Origin of the sequence: Sediminibacillus halophilus (assembly GCF_900103695.1) — a bacterium.
Classification (GTDB): domain Bacteria; phylum Bacillota; class Bacilli; order Bacillales; family Amphibacillaceae; genus Sediminibacillus; species Sediminibacillus halophilus.
The window spans coordinates 192061-208704 of sequence record NZ_FNHF01000001.1; the positions used below are offsets into that span (position 1 = coordinate 192061).

The window sequence follows — 16644 nt, forward strand, 5'->3', positions numbered from 1 at the left end:
CAAACCTTTACAGAACGAGTTTTTTCTTTTATAATTATTTTCCCGCTAGAAGAAAGGGTGCAAAAATGAATGGACCAAAATCAACTATTTGAGAAGGCGAAAGAAATTAGAGAGAGAGCATATACGCCATATTCTAAATTCCCTGTGGGGGCTGCGTTATTGACGAAGTCCGGTAAGGTTTATCAAGGCTGTAATATTGAAAATGCCGCCTATCCGGTAAGCCTTTGTGCTGAAAGGGTGGCCATTTTCAAAGCCATTTCAGACGGTGTTACTGATTTTGCCGAAATGGCAGTTGTGGCTGATACGGGCCGTCCCGTGTCACCGTGTGGCTCTTGTCGTCAGGTTATGAGTGAGTTTTTTGACAAGAAGATGCCGATACATATAGGTAACTTGGAAGATGATCGAAAAACGATGTCAATGGAAGAGTTGCTGCCGTTTTCGTTTGAATCCGCTGACCTCCCTGTTGAAGATGAATAAGTGTGGATCGACCCTGTTGCCGAACAGGGTTTTTCGTTTTTGTTGATCCTGTTCTTTAAACCTTATTTTTATTGCACAAATAAAAGAAACTGCGCAGTAACTGTATTGGGTAGTCCATTGCCCATTCAAAAAGCGTGTTAACCACCGCTTCGGCAGCATACTTCGCTTTCCGCGGGCACGGCTTCAGCTAACTTGGTAAAGAAAACCGCTTTCCCAAGTGGATCTTCAGCTCGCGCTTTTCCCGCAGGAGTCTTCGTATGCTCCCTGCGCCAAGCAGCGTGCTGATTATCGTAAGCGTAGAAATCTTTTCCATCGAATCCAACAAGACATCTTAAAAAGGCTTGCCAGGAATCGTACTTCTCCTTCATAAAAAACAGATGGGTTCCGTCTTTTGTCCTTATCTTGGACTCTGCTTGTTATCCTAGCTACATGCATGCAGTACCAAGTGATTCAAGAGAAAAATGGCTAGTACACTCGTTTATAAACAGGTAGCTGTTCTCAGCGGAGGAAATACCTGTAGACTCCTGCGGGAGCAAAGGCCTCGGTGAGATCCCGCAGAGCGTTAGCTCGAGGAAGCTCACCAGCCGCCCGCGGAAAGCGTAAGGTATTTCCGTAGCGCTGGACTACACCACTACTATAAAAAGGCCCAAGGACTTCAAAGGAAGTTACTGCGTAGTTTATATGAACAACGCAATATAAGGACGAAGAAGATGTAATGAGTTTTTTGTAAGCATTAAATAAGGAGAAATCAATTGGTTCGTTTGCCGGAATGACATTTATCTCAATATTTAGGTTTCTGTCTCAGACATGTCTTAGCCTCCTATCATAGATTATTAGTGAACCTAACATAAAGAAAGGAGACTAAAAAAATGAGACATCACCACGGCCCGCATTGCGGCTGTCCGAAACAGATTGTTTATCCGACACAGGAAAATGTCGTACACCATTGTACAGAAGAAACGGTCGAGCATATTCACCCGTCCCATACCACGATTATGAACCATCACTTGGTAAAAAATCAGCATATTTATCCTCATTCCACGTCTGTAGGTAATACCGTAGATAGCGTTGATCAATACGGTGGTTCTTTTAACATGCCGCCTAACCAGGTAGCAGGTGCTGCAACACCTCCGGGAGGACCTGGCAATCAGGTAGCAGGTGCTATGAGCCCGGGTGGTCCAGGGATGGGACCGGGTTATCAGCAACCGTTTGGCATGAAAGGTTGGAAGAAACCGAATAAGTGGTGCTAATAGAATTCGAAAGAGCTGGTTGGCGAAATTCAGCCGGCTCTTTGTTTTTTTCGATCCCTCTTTACACATAATCAAAAGGAGGACAACATATGGATGTACTAGCCGTCACCGGCTATAAACCGATGGAAATGAATATTTTTAAGCAGGATGATCCAAAGATCAGGTTTGTTAAAGCGGCGATTCAAAAAAAGATTATCGGATTCATCGAAGAAGGGTTGGAATGGGTACTTATTTCCGGTCAAATGGGAATTGAATTATGGACTGGGGAAGTCATTATCGATTTAAAAGAAACATATGATGTAAAGCTTGGTATATTCCCGCCCTTTACCAATCAGGAGAGTCGTTGGCCGGAGCACATGCAGCAAACTTATCAAGAGCTCCTCCTGTTGGCCGATTTTCACCAGCCGATTTATCAAAGCGATTATAAAGGTCCTTATCAATTCAAAGCAAAAAATAAATGGATGGTCGATAAGAGTGATGGTTGTCTGATTTTGCTTGATGAAGAGTATCCCGGAAGCAGTCGTTTTTTCCATGAGGAGGCTAAGAAAGCAAGTGAACATAAGGATTACCCGATTTACACGATTACACCGATGGATTTAGATGACATCGTGCAGGAAATACAAATGGAGGACCCTGACTTCTGGTCCTGATCCCTGCCATCTGAAGGATTCTTTATTTTGTAGTACTTCTGACAGTAAAAATTGACATTCGGTCAATGTTTTGAAAAAATAAGAGATAAGTTGTACGAGATATGAGGTGATATGGATGAGCTTAGATCGTATTCAATTGACAGGGAAAGATATATTGGAAAAAAACTTTAAGACTGCAATGCGCGGGTATAACCAGGAAGAAGTGGATGAATTCCTAGACGTGATCATCCAGGACTATGAAGCCTATCAACAGGAAATAGAGCGGCTACGCCAGGAAAACGACCGGTTGAAAAGACAGTCCGATCAAACAAGAACCCGCACAGCAACTGCACCAAGTAACCATCAGGTTAATTATGACATCTTGAAAAGGGTCTCCAATTTAGAAAAAGCTGTTTTCGGAAAGAAATTTGCAGATGCTGACTCCTGATTTCTTGGCTATCATTACCAATGCGATCCATTAGGGAATATGTTATACTAAGCATTGTCGCATTGACTAGAAACGAAGATGATAATACAATGGATAAGCAATGAGTGGATGTTTGAGTAATCGCTGCACATCGAAGGTGTGTAGAGGAAAGTCCATGCTCACACAAGCTGAGATGCTTGTAGTGTTCGTGCTTGACGAATTCATAAGTCAAGGTAATCCTTTTTGGATTAACGGCAGGGAAGATACCTAAGTCATTAGGGATATGGTATTGCAACCTTGAAAGTGCCACAGTGACGTAGTCAGGCGGGAAACCGCTTGAGTGGAACGAGGTAAACCCCGCGAGTGAGCAACCCAAATATTGGTAGGGGCATTCTTTAGTAGGGAAACGAACCGAACGAGAGCCGGGCATTCGCCTGGAGATAGATGATTACTACTTGCGTACGAGGTTGACCACCGTTTGCAGTACAATAGTACAGAACATGGCTTATAAAACATTCATTGGTCGTTGCTTTAATCAGGAAATAGGCAGCCCTTTCTAACAGCATCCAGCGTTAGAGAGGGCTTTTTGTTTACATAATTATTAAATAGGTACAGGAAAGGAATTCATTTATGAAGCAGCAAGTTACATTAATCGCTACAGCAGCAATGGGATTAGAAAGCATAGTCGCACAGGAAGTACGCGCGTTAGGATATCAGGATACAACTGTTGAAAATGGCAGAGTGCTTTTTACAGCGGACGCAGCTGCTATCCCGAGGTGCAACCTCTGGCTGCGGACGGCTGACAGAATTAAGGTGTTGGTTGGCCAGTTTGAGGCCAAAACATTTGATTCCTTATTCGAGCAGACCAAAGCTCTTCCTTGGGAGCGATACATACCCGAGGATGGGGAATTTCCGGTCATCGGAAAATCGGTGAAGTCCACACTTTATAGTGTGTCCGATTGCCAGGCAATAGTGAAAAAGTCGGTTGCAGAACGTTTGAAGCAGAAATATGGAGTTGCTTCCTGGCTGGAAGAGTCAGGAGGATTTTATCGAATTGAAGTCGCCTTGCATAAGGATCAGGTCACATTGTCAATCGATGCATCGGGAACCGGATTGCATAAACGCGGTTATCGGATTGGTCAAGGTGAAGCACCACTAAAAGAAACCTTGGCAGCTGCTTTAGTGAAGCTTACCAACTGGAGAGCAGATCAACCATTCGTCGATCCGTTTTGTGGCTCTGGTACCATACCGATTGAAGCAGCCCTTATTGGACAGAACATCGCTCCGGGCTTTAATCGTGAATTTGCTTCAGAATCCTGGGAGCTTGTCGGCAGTGACCTTTGGGAAAGAGCACATGAGGAGGCGGAAGATTTAGCTGACTACGACCAACCGCTGGATATTACCGGTTCTGACATTGATCACCGGATGATCGAAGTGGCAAAGGACAATGCCATGGAAGCGGGACTCGGCGATCTCGTTGCATGGAAACAGATGCAGGCGAAGGATTTTCATCCACAGCAGGCAACGGGCTATCTTGTGGGAAATCCTCCATACGGAGAACGGATCGGTGACAAGGCGGAAGTAGAAAAAATGTATCGGGAGTTTGGCAAAGTGATGCAACAACTTCCCGGATGGAGTGTTTATATTCTTACTTCCAACGAACGCTTTGAAACGTTATATGGAAAAAAGGCAACAAAGAAAAGAAAATTGTTCAATGGTTATATCAAAACAGACTATTACCAATTCTTTGGAGGTAAATAGGGGGAGATCGGTTTGACGGATAACAAACAATTAGAAGCGGATTTTTTAGAATTATTGAAAGAACAAAAAGCCTATCAAGAAGCTTTAGCGCTAATCCAATGGGATTTACGCACCAAAATTCCTCCTAAAGGGGTCGATCAACGTTCGGAAGTCATTGGTTTTCTTTCACAGAAAGTGTACCAGATTGCTACCTCTGAAAAGATGAAGCATTTCATTGATTCATTAAAAGGGAAGGCTTCCAGTCAAATTATCCAACGATCTCTGGAAGAATGTGAAGAAGCGTACGACCGTAACCGAAAGATTCCAGAAGTTGAATTCAAGGAGTTCACGATGCTGCAATCCAAATCGGAATCATTATGGCAGGAAGCCCGGGAAAAAGGGGACTTCAAACTGCTCCAGCCATACTTAGAGAAGCTGGTCGAGTATAATAAGAAGTTCGCTGAATACTGGGGGTATGAAAAAAACCGCTATGATGCCTTGCTGCATGTTTATGAACCAGGTGTGACAACCGAACTGCTTGACAAGGTTTTTCCTGACTTAAGAAGGTCGTTGACCGGATTGTTAAAAAGAATAACGGCATCCGACCGAAAGCCAAATTCCGCCATCCTGCAGAAACATTTTCCTAAACAGGACCAGGAAAAGTTCACTCTGGAAATTCTGAAGCGGATGGGATATGACTTTTCTGCAGGTCGTCTTGATGAAACAGTTCATCCGTTCGCGATTGCCATCAATCCGAAGGACGTACGTGTAACGACAAGATACGATGAAAATGATTTTCGGATGGCGGTCTTTGGTACTATCCATGAAGGCGGTCACGCCCTGTATGAGCAGAATATTGATCAAGCCTTGGCTCAAACGCCGCTTGCTGATGGAACTTCAATGGGGATCCATGAGTCTCAGTCGCTATTCTGGGAAAATTTTGTGGCTAGGAGTGAAGCGTTCTGGGAGAACCATTTTTCATTATTCCAAGATATAGCTCCTGATGACTTTAGCACTATTTCTTTCTCCGACTTTTATAGGGCAGTCAATGAGGTGAAGCCTTCCCTTATCCGAATTGAAGCAGATGAGTTGACTTATTGCCTTCACATTATGGTTCGTTATGAGCTCGAAAAAGCTTTAATTAATGACGAAATAGAAGTAAAAGATCTTCCTGGGCTTTGGAATCAAAAAATGGAGGATTACTTGGGAATCAGGCCAAGTTCTGATAGGGAAGGAGTGCTGCAAGATATCCACTGGGCAGCAGGGGATTTCGGTTATTTTCCTTCTTATGCCCTTGGATATATGTACGCCGCTCAATTCCACCAAAAGCTTAAAGAGACGATGGATGTGGAGTCTGCTATCAGGTCCGGGGACTTTGCATCTGTTAAGAACTGGTTGGGGGAGAACATCCATCAATACGGTAAATTGAAAAAGCCGTTAGAGATTTTGCGAGATGTTACGGAAGAAGGATTAAATCCGGAATATCTTGTGGAACATTTGCAAAGCAAGTATGCAAGTATTTATCAATTCTGAAGAAAGGCTTTATCTGAACAGGTTGTTTTTGACGGGTGGAAAAATGGTCGTAATCCTATTCGATTCATCAGGGAATTGCGGAGTCTATTTAACAAAATGAAGATAACAAAAAGGCTTGGAGTCATTCCAAGCCTTTTAGGTTAGATATAGACATGTGATGGTGCTGCAGCATTTTAAGTCGATACCTTAGCTTAAAGCGTCTGCCATATCAGGAGCGTACATATCCTGTCCTTCATAAATCGATGTGATTTGTTCCTGGAATTCATCCCATTTTTCCTGTGCAGAAGACAAATCAGGCTCAAGAGCAGATGCATCAATAGCAGTTTCCATTTCGCTGTAGTAGTCACCAAGCGTTGTGATGGCCTGCTCATAGCTTTCTTTTACGTCATCGGGTACGTCTGCTTCAAATTGATAATTTTCTAGTTCAGTCTGTGCTTCTTTGGCTGCTGTCAAAGCTTCTTCAGCAGATGCTTCGGTGTCTTCGTCAGTAACTTCCTCATCTGCTAAGTTAGCCTGATACGCATTGATTTTTTGCTGATATGGACTGATTGTATTTGTGAAGTCCATCTGTGCGCTAAGTAACTCTTTCTTTAGGGCTGAATTATCAGACGACTCATCGGATTGTGTATCGTCATCCTGCTGTTCAGCTGCATTGTCATCAGCAGTCTCATCCTCATTGTCAGATTGGGAGCAGCCTGCGATGGTTAATGCGGAAATAAGACCTAGTGATAGTAAAAACTTTTTCATTTGATAACCCCCTGTTAAAATTGTTTGAATTCTTTGTAGCCAAATAGTAGTTTAGTACTGAATCGACAAAAAGTAAATAATTTGAAGAAATGTTTTAATAGTCTAAAAATTTAGATATGTGAGCGAGAAAAAAGGAGGACGTAAGGTGTATTTACCATCATTTCGGCTGGATAAAAAATTAGCTGTCATTACAGGGGCAAGCAAAGGGATAGGCAGGGCAGTTTGCTCTTTCCTTTGCAGAATCAGGCGCTGACCTGGTACTTATAGCCCGGAACAAGGAGCCGCTTTATGGGGTTCAGAAAGAAGCAGAGGAATTAGGAAGCAATGTTGTGACAATCTGCGAAGATGTGAAAAATTATTCAAGTATTATCCGGCAACTCGATGATAGTATTGCAGACCGTAATGTCGATATCTGGGTTAACAATGCTGGCATTAACATTCGCAGCCAAGCAATAGAAGTCACCTCTGAAGAAATGGACCAAATCATCGATATAAATATGAAAAGTTCTTTTTTTCTTGCCCAGGCTGCAGCCAAACGAATGAAAAAACAAGGCGGAGGTAAAATAATCAATATGTCCTCGGTCGGCGGGCACGTGGCTTTGCGGACAGGTGTAGTCTATGCGATGACGAAAAGTGCAATCATTCAAATGACGAAAAACCTAGCGATGGAATGGGGCGGAGACAACATACTCGTCAATGCCATTGGGCCATGGTATTTTCCGACAGCCTTGACCGAAGAGTTGCTGAAGGATGAACAATATGTTTCCGATATTTTGGACAGAACACCTTTGAACCGGATTGGGAAACTGGAAGAACTGGCTGGTGCGGCAGTGTTTCTGGCTTCAGATGCAAGCAATTATATAACCGGGCAGACGTTATTTGTTGACGGAGGTATGACTATATACGGATTCTAACACTGTTTAACTTCCCATCTAGCATATGCTTGTTAATTCTGTTTCAAATGAGGGTACATAGGTAAGGATGGTAAATAAAGATAATAGAAGAGGTGCTTACATGTCAGTTATCGGATCAATCGGAACAAGCCTGCCAGAGTTCACCATGGAACAAGATGAAATCAAAACACTGGTAGAACATATTTTTCCACGTCCGGAAAGAGAATTAAACCGGCTGCTTCCTGTGTTTGAAAATGCGGCAGTGGAACAACGCCAGTTCGTCGTTCCGAAAACGTGGTTTTCTGAGCAGCACTCCTTTGTAGAGCGAAACCGTATCTATCAAAAAGAAGCACTTAGACATAGTGTTTCTGCAATCGATGCTTGTTTAAATAACGGTGACTTTTTAGATAGGTCGATTCCTTATCAAGCAATCGATTCCATCGTTTTCGTCTCCAGTACCGGCATTGCAACTCCATCTTTAGATGCCTTCATTCTGAACGAACGAGAATTTCGCGAAGATGTCCGGCGTGTTCCGTTATGGGGGCTTGGCTGTGCGGGGGGCGCCAGCGGCCTGGCACATGCCCACGAGTGGCTTACCGCAAATCCTGCTCGTGTTTCACTTGTGGTAAGTGTAGAACTATGCAGCCTGACATTTCAAAAAGACGACGATCGCAAGAGTAATTTCATTGGCACTGCCTTATTCGGCGATGGAATTGCTGCCGCCCTTTTAATCGGTGAAGATTCCCCTTATCAGACATATCGAAAAACGGCCGCCCCTCGAATAACCAATGTCGACTCGAGGACAAAAAAAGCATCATTGGATGTAATGGGATGGGAAATTGCTGACCATGGCTTTGAAGTAATATTTTCCAAAAGCATTCCTCAGTTAGTCGAAACATTCTGGAAGCAACATATTCTTTCGTTTTTAGAAGCACAAAACACCAATGAGAGCGATTATGCATTCTATGTTGCACATCCTGGCGGAAAAAAGGTACTTCAATCGATAGAGGAAGTGCTCCAAATAAGTGATAAGAAACTGTTTCATTCTTATGATGTCTTAAAACGGCATGGTAATATGTCTTCAGCAACAGTGTTATATATTTTACAAAAGTGGATGCAGGAAGCCATTGACCCTGGTCAGAGAAGTTTAATGTCCGCATTGGGACCGGGATTCAGCTCCGAATTGTTGGAATTGGTGTGGTCTTCATGAATTGGTGGATGGGCCTCTTGTTTGTGTTTTTGATTTTACAGCGTTTGATCGAGTTAGGCATCGCCCGTAGCAACGAAAGCTGGATGAAAGAGCAGGGGGCAATTGAATCAGGTGCAGAACATTATAAATGGTTTGTCCTGACCCACAGTTTATTTTTTGTTAGTTTATGGGCGGAAGCACAATGGAAAGGTCTGTATCAGCTGGAGTTGAACATATATCTATTTATCCTGTTCGTCATCACACAGTTGCTGCGAATATGGTGTATTGCCTCACTGGGAAGGTTCTGGAACACAAAAATTATCATTCTTCCTGGTGCAAACCTTGTAAGAAAAGGTCCTTACCGCTTTATTAAGCATCCCAATTATCTGGTTGTATTATTGGAATTGATCGTGATACCGCTGATGTTTCATACATATATTACGGCAATTATGTTTCCGTTCTTGCATCTCTTATTGTTGCGGGTACGGATTCCGGAAGAGGAAAGAGCGTTGGGCGAGTTGGAAAAGGGTCAGTAATAATAGACAAGAGAACAGATGTTCTGTATAATGGATTCAACGAAACGTGTTACACTGGATGAGTGATTTTTTCAGGGAGCAAAGTTTGCAGGAGTGATGATAATGGCAAAGGAGTTAGAAAAAAGACATCCGCTGGGATACTTTATTGAAGACTTATGGACGCAAGGTTTTAAATTGTCGGACGAAGATATTCATTTTATTTATTTGGGGAAGAACACCACCAATGCCCCCGATTGGATGACAATTAAAGCGTTGAAAGTTACCTTGCAATTCCAACTCCACTTTGATGGCAGCTTTTTTATAAGCGTTCTGGAGCTTTTGGCTGGGGAACGTGTTAAAACAACTAACCAGGCAGACCGGCTGCTCCGGGATAAAGGGCTTTCTGTACCAAGCAAACCTCAAGAAACAAGGCCTGATTTGACGGGGGAATGGCTCCGTTAATCAGGCCTTTTTTGCAATGCTTCCGTTTAAAGCGATCACTATGGAACGGAAATACTCTTACCATGAGAACATGAATTCATACTTTCCGTTTCACCGCGATAAGTTAATTTGCTTAAAAGTATTTCAAAAAGCAAATAACCGGTTGGGCTTTAATTAAGTCGAATAGCTTGTCTTGCCAGTTGATCTGCCTGTTTATTTTGCTTTTCGGGAATCCATTTTATAAAAAAGTGAGGGAAAGCTTCTATCTGCTGTCTTATTTCTTGTAAATATGGCAGGAAAGTTTGATTTTTCGTGAAATCTTTTTCGATTACGTCGACGACTAGCTTGGAATCTGAACGAAAGGAAAGAATCTCATCTTGAAAGCTTTCCCTGCACACTTGCAATCCCTTGATGACAGCTTCAAACTCTGCTTGATGGTTAGACATAGAACCAAGAGGAAATTTATAATCATATGTTTTCTTACCGTCTTTAATAAAAATGCCCGCTCCGCTCAAACCTGGATCCCCGCTTGCAGCCCCATCGGTATATACTTCAATCAATTCATTTCCTCCTTTTTAACAAAGAAGCACAGTGCCCTTCTGGATTTGCGCCTCTTTGTTGTTATCAGCTTTTTCCAACAATTTATTCTCATGCGGTGCACGTATAAAGACGGTATCCAAAGCTTGACTTGTGAGAAGACTAGAGCTATTCTGCTTCCCCTGTTCTACGTTCATTATGCATGCGTTTTGCCCAATATAAGAACGGTGTATCGATAGCAGCTACAAGAAACTTGATAATATAGGTAGTGAAGAAAATTTCCATCCAAACTCCCGGTGGATATTCACCAAAAAAAGCAATGCCGCAAAAGACTGCACTGTCCAGAAGCTGACTGACCATGGTGCTGCCGTTATTGCGAAGCCAAAGGTACTTTGAGTCAGGGAAAATTCGCTTCAGTTGTGCGTAAATCCATACATCGAAGTATTGACTGATGATATAGGCCGCTAAACTGCCGGCGGCAATTTTCGGGGCAAGGCCAAACAGGGTTTCCATTGCCTCTTGTGCGATGTCATCCACACCTGGCTTAAACAGCAATGCCACCTGCATCATGAGGGTCATGGCGATCAATGTGGAAAATCCCAGCCATACGGCTTTCTTCGCCTCTTGTTTCCCATATTTTTCATTTAGTATGTCGGTAGCCAAAAATGCCGTCCCATAGATAATATTACCAAGTGTGGCAGTTAAGCCGAATAGTTCGATTGTTTTCACTACTTGGATGTTGGCCACCACGGTAGACATTCCGATCCAGACAAATAGGCCTGGTTTGCCGAAAATACGATATACAACAAGCAACATGACAAAATTTATCAGCGCAAATAAGATCCATAATATTTCGTTTTGCATTACTCATCCTCCTTAGTTTTGATAACGCGGGAGATTGCGAACCGCGTGCATAAAAGCAACAAGGATATATTATATAGGCAAGCAGACGATTATGCAATCAGCGCCTGAAGTTCTGGTAAAGAGTTAGGCAATAGCCGTTTATTGGCAGTAAAAAAACGGTGATTATCAGAATCACCGTTGGAATTATTTTCATTTATTGTTTTGTTACATTAGCAGCTTGTGGTCCGCGTTCACCTTCGACAACTTCGAAAGTTACTTCTTGGCCTTCTTCTAATGTCTTGAATCCTTCTTCTTGGATAGCAGAGTAATGGACAAATACGTCATTTCCATCCTCTAGCTGGATAAAACCATACCCTTTTTCTGCATTAAACCATTTTACTACACCATTTTGCATGTAAATAATCCTCCTAAAAACCTGCACGTAACACGTGGAAATTTTACAAAAAAGATGGAAAACCGTCTCTCTTGAATGGTGCTCTTTGTTTAAAGGAAGCAACATCAGTCAGGAAAGCTCTCTCACCTTATTTGCTTGAATCAAATATAGCGCATTTTTTCAGACTAGTCAAGGAAATCAACCATGAAGAACCCGGTTTGTCAAGGTACAATTTATCAACACTTTGCTTTGCTCGAGGAATGCTATTCTGGATGGTTGTCAGTAGATAATAACTCGAATGTATACTACCATGAATATAATCATGGTAGCGGAGGGAGAAGAAATGACGATCAACATAGGAGTGACTGGTTGGGGGGACCATGAATCTCTTTATCCGGATAAAATAAATCCGCGCGACAAGCTTTCTATATACGGTTCCCATTTCCCGGTTGTGGAAGTAGATACTGCTTTTTATGCGATTCAGCCCCGGCGTAACTATCAAAAGTGGGTGAAGGAGACACCAGAATGCTTTTCTTTTGTAATAAAGGCGTTTCAGCGCATGACCGGTCATGACCGCCAATCATTGACTGTTCAGGAAGCAAAGGAAATGTTTCAGTCTTATCGGGAATCGATTGAGCCCGTTGTGGAAGCAGGCAAACTGAATGCTGTGCTGTTCCAGTTTCCGCCATGGTTTGATGTTAGCAAAGAACATATTGCCAAACTCCGTAAAATAAAAGAATTGCTGCCCGATTTGCCACTTGCACTCGAATTCAGAAATCGGTCCTGGTTTAATGATAAGTACCGCGCAAACACTTTAGACTTCATGCAGGAGGAAGGATGGATACATACGATATGCGATGAACCGCAAGCAGGAGAAGGATCGGTTCCGACCGTTTTGGAGCCAACTCATCCTGAAAAAACACTGATCCGTTTCCACGGCAGGAATGTGCATGGTTGGAATCGTAATGGAAGAAGCGATTGGCGTGCTGTCCGATTCTTGTATCGTTATAATGAGCAGGAGCTGATTGAGTGGAAAAACCACATTGAAAATCTTTCCAAAAAAACAAAGCACATCACAGTCCTCTTTAATAACAACTCGGGAGGAGATGCAGCCGATAATGCAAGACAAATGATTGAATTATTGGGTATCAAGTACGAACATTTAAATCCTCGTCAGCTTGATTTTTTTAATTTTTGAAAAGGGGCGTTTCCATATGAACCCAGTACAATTGCGACAAATTGAAGCATTTGTCTATCAAAAATTCTGTAAGGAAGGGACCGGTCATGATTTCTCACATATGAAAAGAGTCGCCTCCATGGCATGCCAGCTTGCCGATCGGGAGAATGCTGATAAACGAGTTTCGGAAGCGGCTGGCTGGCTTCATGATATAACGGATGACAAATTAGTCGATGATCCGGCAGCCTCCAAGCTGGAACTTATTCAATTTTTGAAGAAGATTGGAATCAGGGAAGAAGAGCGTATTGCGATTGATGAAGCTATCGCTGATGTTTCTTATCGTAATGGCCACAAACAGCCAAAAACGTTGGAGGGACAGATTGTCCAGGATGCAGACCGACTTGACGCAATCGGCGCAGTTGGAATAGCCCGTGCTTTCGCTTTTGGTGGAGCACACGGCCGATTGATCCACGAGGAAGGAAATGACCAGACGACCATTCAGCATTTTTATGAAAAATTATTATTATTGAAGGACTTAATGAATACTGATTCCGCAGCAATGATTGCAAAGGAGCGGCATGAATTCATGAAAGACTTTCTGCGTCAATTTCATTTGGAATGGGAACGCAAAGGAGAGTCGAGAGCCGAACCATTCTAGAAAAGGTACATAAGAAAGGCATGGAGTCTTGCACTGCTAATAAAGAAAACTCGCCCACCCCCGACAAGCTTAAGCAATGTCTCGGAGTGGTGTACTTGCCACACGGAGAAATGGCTTAAGACTTCAAGGGGTAGGCGCAGTAGCTGGACAACAACATCGGAACTTATCCCTTCTGACCTTATAAAAAACAGATAATCAAGGCTGTATGCTTACACGTTTTGCGCCGAGATAGCGAGGATTCCAGTATGGGTTTTCCATGTCACTTATTTCGACACCTCGTGATTCACCGGCATGAAGAAATTTTCCGTCGCCGACGTAGATCCCCATGTGTGATGGTCCTTGTTTATAGGTCTCAAAAAAAACAAAGTCGCCTATCGAAGGAGATTCGACCGGTTTACTTGCATTCCATAATTCATTGACCGTCCGTGGAAGCTTTATTCCATGGGTTTGATAAATGTATTGAATTAAACCGCTGCAATCGAACCCGTCCGGCGATGTACCGCCCCAAGTGTACGGGGAGCCAATCAATTGTTTCGCGGTCTGAATGACTGCTGCGGGTTCGACAGCTGCTGCTGCCTTTTTTGCCGGCTTAGGTATTGTTTTTTCTGGTTCTTCTACTTTTTCCGTTTTCTCTGTTGTAGAATGGGCTGTTTGTTCTGGCTCTGGCTTCGCGTGTTCCGGTAAATCTTCCTTTGCTTCAACTGATTCATTCTTTTTGGCGAAGAATGCTTCGATGGTAGCATCATCGACTCTTTCTTCAGGCGTAACCCCGTTATCTCTTTGGAAAGCAAGCAACGCTTGGGCTGTCACCGGTCCGAAAATACCATCGACTTCCATTTCATAGTACCCGAAGTACTGGAGGGCATTTTGTATCTTTTCGATATCCTTTCCTGTTTCGCCAGGATAAAGGGCTGCGTCTATTTCCCTTAAAGGAGTCAATTGTTCATTTCTTTCTTCTACAATCAATTTCTCTACGGTCTGTTTGTCTGCTCTTCCAGAGACCATCAAATCATGTTCTTTTTGAAATTTTTTCAGGGCATATTCTGTATATATACCGAAATCTCCATCGATGGGTTGAGAAAAAAAAGACAGATTGGCCAATTTATGCTGCAAAATTTTCACGGATTGATTATGCTGGCCGTAATAGAGCGTATTGGATTCTTTGATCATTTGATTTTCTAAAACAGGATATGCGTCTACATAAAAAGCAAATGGCTGGGTCAGCACAAAACCATAAGACATTGAATGCTTGACAACATGTTGAACACTCGCTTCAGTAAGCATGCCAAAACCCCTTTCCGATTTGTGCTCTTAACAAGATGTATGTAGAATGAACGGGAATATGATTGTATTTCGTAACCGAAATACAATTGTAATATGTTAAGATAGAGATACCACTTATGATGAAAGCATTTTTGACGAAGTACGATTGTCCTGATTACAGAAAATGAAACATGTTAACCGATTGATAAAACCGGCAATAGTTATTTTTATCTTTTTATTTTTTCCATTTATCGACATTACCAAACCATTTCACGGCATAACGCTTAACAAGGCAAGTGGCAGTGATTATGTTCAACTTTTACAACAACTGGACAACTATGATTTGTTGGATGAAATCGTCGTTGTTCCAGAAAATCCGGACAACCCTGCTGCTGTCGCAGGAATGGTGACCAGGCTCAATCATATTGACCGTAACCTGTTGCAGCTTTTGGCTTCACAACAGGTGAAAGTTCGATTGTTTGAAGGCCGATTGACAGATGAACCGTTGTTATACCACTTGAAATGGAAACAACCGAGGGGATGGGAACAGGATGCAACGTGGGAAGAAGTACCCGGATCCGGGGGTGGATGGCTCGTATCCGCAAAAATAGGTGCCAGCCAGCCGGGAAACGGCCATGGGGCATTCAACTTAGAGTTGCATGAAACCGGGCACACCATTTATCGGTTACTAGAAACCATGCCTGCTTTGGCGGAGGAAATGGATGAAAACTGGAAGGAAGAAGCAGCACACTTGTTTCCAAGGGATGATTATTTTCTTACATATCCTTCTGAATACTTTGCCGAAGTGTTTGCTTTTTATTATGCAGGAAAAAGATCGAAGCAGATAATTTCAGAAAAAGCGCCGCAGACATATCGGTTTTTTACCAAGTTAAAGCAACTGGATTTATCTTCGGTCCCTCAATATTATTTCAATTGACGAAAGGAATTTGATTTTAGATGACTAGTGGAGAACAAGCTTATCTAGATTTATGCAAAACCGTTTTAGAGAAAGGAAACAAAAAACAGGATAGGACCAATACCGGAACCCTATCGGTGTTTGGTCATCAAATGCGTTTCGACTTGAAGGAAGGTTTTCCTTTACTTACAACAAAGCGTGTTCCGTTCCGTCTCATCGCCAGTGAATTGTTGTGGTTCATCAAAGGAGATACAAATATTCGTTATCTGTTGAAGCATAACAACAACATTTGGAATGAATGGGCCTTTAAAACGTGGGTGGAAAGTGACGACTACCAAGGTCCTGATATGAAGGATTTTGGCCATCGAAGTCAACAGGACGAGCAGTTCCGTTCCATTTACCAACAACAGATGGATACCTTTAAACAGAGAATTTTAACAGATGATGTTTTTGCAGCAAAATATGGCGATTTAGGGTCGGTTTACGGGCGTCAATGGCGTGCCTGGGCTACATCAAGAGGAGAAACCATTGACCAGCTAGCCGAAGTGATAGAAGCGATTAAAACAAACCCGGATTCCAGACGGCATATCGTTACCGCTTGGAATCCAGAGGATGTACCAGGGAATATGGCACTGCCGCCATGCCACACCATGTTTCAGTTTTATGTTGCGGATGGGAAACTCTCGTGTCAGCTTTATCAGCGAAGCGGTGATATCTTCTTAGGCGTACCGTTCAACATTGCCAGTTACGCTCTCCTGACACACCTGGTTGCGTTTGAATGCGGCCTTGAAGCAGGGGAATTTATTCATACACTTGGAGATGCTCATATCTATAGCAATCATCTTGAGCAAGTAAACACGCAACTGGAACGAACTCCTTACCGGTTTCCAGAATTGGAAATCAATTCGGAGGCCGATTCTATTTTCACGATTGAATTGGAAGATTTACACATCAAGGACTATGAATCACATCCGCCGATAAAGGCACCGGTGGCGGTTTAAAGTGGAGGGATAAT

General features: G+C 42.8%; 18 protein-coding genes, 1 other RNA gene and 1 pseudogene. 15 read left to right on the plus strand and 5 right to left on the minus strand.

The window, feature by feature from the left end; genetic code table 11:
* Positions 1–69 precede the first annotated feature (69 nt).
* The 7 genes from BLR82_RS01035 to BLR82_RS01070 all read left to right on the plus strand — a co-directional run bounded on the left by BLR82_RS01035 (position 70) and on the right by BLR82_RS01070 (position 6056).
* Positions 70–477, plus strand: coding sequence for a cytidine deaminase (locus tag BLR82_RS01035; protein WP_074597172.1), 408 nt, complete (start codon positions 70–72; stop codon positions 475–477).
* Positions 478–1346: 869 nt separating this feature from the next.
* Positions 1347–1727, plus strand: a complete 381-nt coding sequence (locus BLR82_RS01045; RefSeq protein ID WP_074597174.1) for a spore coat protein — start codon at positions 1347–1349, stop codon at positions 1725–1727.
* Between the two features lie 89 nt (positions 1728–1816).
* On the plus strand, positions 1817–2377 hold the full coding sequence (locus BLR82_RS01050) for an SLOG family protein (protein ID WP_074597175.1): 561 nt from the start codon (positions 1817–1819) through the stop codon (positions 2375–2377).
* Between the two features lie 115 nt (positions 2378–2492).
* On the plus strand, positions 2493–2804 hold the full coding sequence (gpsB, locus tag BLR82_RS01055; RefSeq protein WP_074597176.1) for a cell division regulator GpsB: 312 nt from the start codon (positions 2493–2495) through the stop codon (positions 2802–2804).
* Positions 2805–2912: 108 nt separating this feature from the next.
* Positions 2913–3296: RNase P RNA component class B (gene rnpB, locus BLR82_RS01060), an RNA gene on the plus strand.
* A gap of 117 nt (positions 3297–3413) precedes the next feature.
* Positions 3414–4544: a THUMP domain-containing class I SAM-dependent RNA methyltransferase gene (locus BLR82_RS01065; RefSeq protein WP_074597177.1), complete on the plus strand. Its 1131-nt coding sequence runs from the start codon at positions 3414–3416 to the stop codon at positions 4542–4544.
* A gap of 12 nt (positions 4545–4556) precedes the next feature.
* Entirely contained in the window at positions 4557–6056 is a 1500-nt protein-coding gene (locus BLR82_RS01070) for a carboxypeptidase M32 (protein WP_074597178.1), read from the plus strand.
* A 186-nt stretch (positions 6057–6242) separates the two neighbouring features.
* On the opposite strand, the gene BLR82_RS01075 is transcribed toward BLR82_RS01070, so the two are convergent.
* A complete protein-coding gene (locus tag BLR82_RS01075) occupies positions 6243–6803 on the minus strand; it encodes a hypothetical protein (RefSeq protein ID WP_074597179.1) in 561 nt (186 codons plus the stop codon).
* 145 nt (positions 6804–6948) lie between these two features.
* On the opposite strand from BLR82_RS01075, the pseudogene BLR82_RS01080 reads away from it, so the two are divergent.
* The 4 genes and pseudogenes from BLR82_RS01080 to BLR82_RS01095 all read left to right on the plus strand — a co-directional run bounded on the left by BLR82_RS01080 (position 6949) and on the right by BLR82_RS01095 (position 9862).
* Positions 6949–7717, plus strand: a pseudogene (locus tag BLR82_RS01080) (SDR family NAD(P)-dependent oxidoreductase).
* Between the two features lie 100 nt (positions 7718–7817).
* Positions 7818–8906: a type III polyketide synthase gene (locus BLR82_RS01085; RefSeq protein WP_074597180.1), complete on the plus strand. Its 1089-nt coding sequence runs from the start codon at positions 7818–7820 to the stop codon at positions 8904–8906.
* The gene (locus tag BLR82_RS01090) at positions 8903–9421 is read left to right on the plus strand and encodes an isoprenylcysteine carboxyl methyltransferase family protein (protein ID WP_074597181.1); all 519 of its coding nucleotides are present in this window, start codon (positions 8903–8905) and stop codon (positions 9419–9421) included. Before BLR82_RS01085 ends, BLR82_RS01090 begins: the two co-directional genes overlap by 4 nt.
* 102 nt (positions 9422–9523) lie before the next feature.
* Positions 9524–9862, plus strand: a complete 339-nt coding sequence (locus BLR82_RS01095; RefSeq protein WP_074597182.1) for a DUF6123 family protein — start codon at positions 9524–9526, stop codon at positions 9860–9862.
* Between the two features lie 149 nt (positions 9863–10011).
* Here the strand turns inward: BLR82_RS01095 and BLR82_RS01100 are convergent, their stop codons facing one another.
* The 3 genes from BLR82_RS01100 to BLR82_RS01110 all read right to left on the minus strand — a co-directional run bounded on the left by BLR82_RS01100 (position 10012) and on the right by BLR82_RS01110 (position 11636).
* A complete protein-coding gene (locus BLR82_RS01100) occupies positions 10012–10401 on the minus strand; it encodes a ribonuclease HI family protein (protein WP_074597183.1) in 390 nt (129 codons plus the stop codon).
* A 145-nt stretch (positions 10402–10546) separates the two neighbouring features.
* The gene (locus BLR82_RS01105) at positions 10547–11242 is read right to left on the minus strand and encodes a queuosine precursor transporter (protein ID WP_074597184.1); all 696 of its coding nucleotides are present in this window, start codon (positions 11240–11242) and stop codon (positions 10547–10549) included.
* A gap of 193 nt (positions 11243–11435) precedes the next feature.
* On the minus strand, positions 11436–11636 hold the full coding sequence (locus BLR82_RS01110; protein ID WP_026570171.1) for a cold-shock protein: 201 nt from the start codon (positions 11634–11636) through the stop codon (positions 11436–11438).
* 322 nt (positions 11637–11958) lie between these two features.
* Between BLR82_RS01110 and BLR82_RS01115 the strand changes: the two genes are divergently transcribed.
* The gene (locus BLR82_RS01115) at positions 11959–12813 is read left to right on the plus strand and encodes a DUF72 domain-containing protein (protein WP_139186868.1); all 855 of its coding nucleotides are present in this window, start codon (positions 11959–11961) and stop codon (positions 12811–12813) included.
* A 16-nt stretch (positions 12814–12829) separates the two neighbouring features.
* A complete protein-coding gene (locus tag BLR82_RS01120) occupies positions 12830–13450 on the plus strand; it encodes an HD domain-containing protein (RefSeq protein WP_074597185.1) in 621 nt (206 codons plus the stop codon).
* Between the two features lie 195 nt (positions 13451–13645).
* On the opposite strand, the gene BLR82_RS01125 is transcribed toward BLR82_RS01120, so the two are convergent.
* Positions 13646–14734, minus strand: coding sequence for a C40 family peptidase (locus tag BLR82_RS01125; protein WP_074597186.1), 1089 nt, complete (start codon positions 14732–14734; stop codon positions 13646–13648).
* 163 nt (positions 14735–14897) lie between these two features.
* On the opposite strand from BLR82_RS01125, the gene BLR82_RS01130 reads away from it, so the two are divergent.
* Together BLR82_RS01130 and BLR82_RS01135 are read left to right on the plus strand one after the other, a co-directional pair.
* Complete coding sequence (locus BLR82_RS01130; protein WP_074597187.1) at positions 14898–15650, plus strand: anthrax toxin lethal factor-related metalloendopeptidase; 753 nt, start codon at positions 14898–14900, stop codon at positions 15648–15650.
* Positions 15651–15670: 20 nt separating this feature from the next.
* Positions 15671–16630, plus strand: coding sequence for a thymidylate synthase (locus BLR82_RS01135; protein WP_074597188.1), 960 nt, complete (start codon positions 15671–15673; stop codon positions 16628–16630).
* Positions 16631–16644 lie beyond the last annotated feature (14 nt).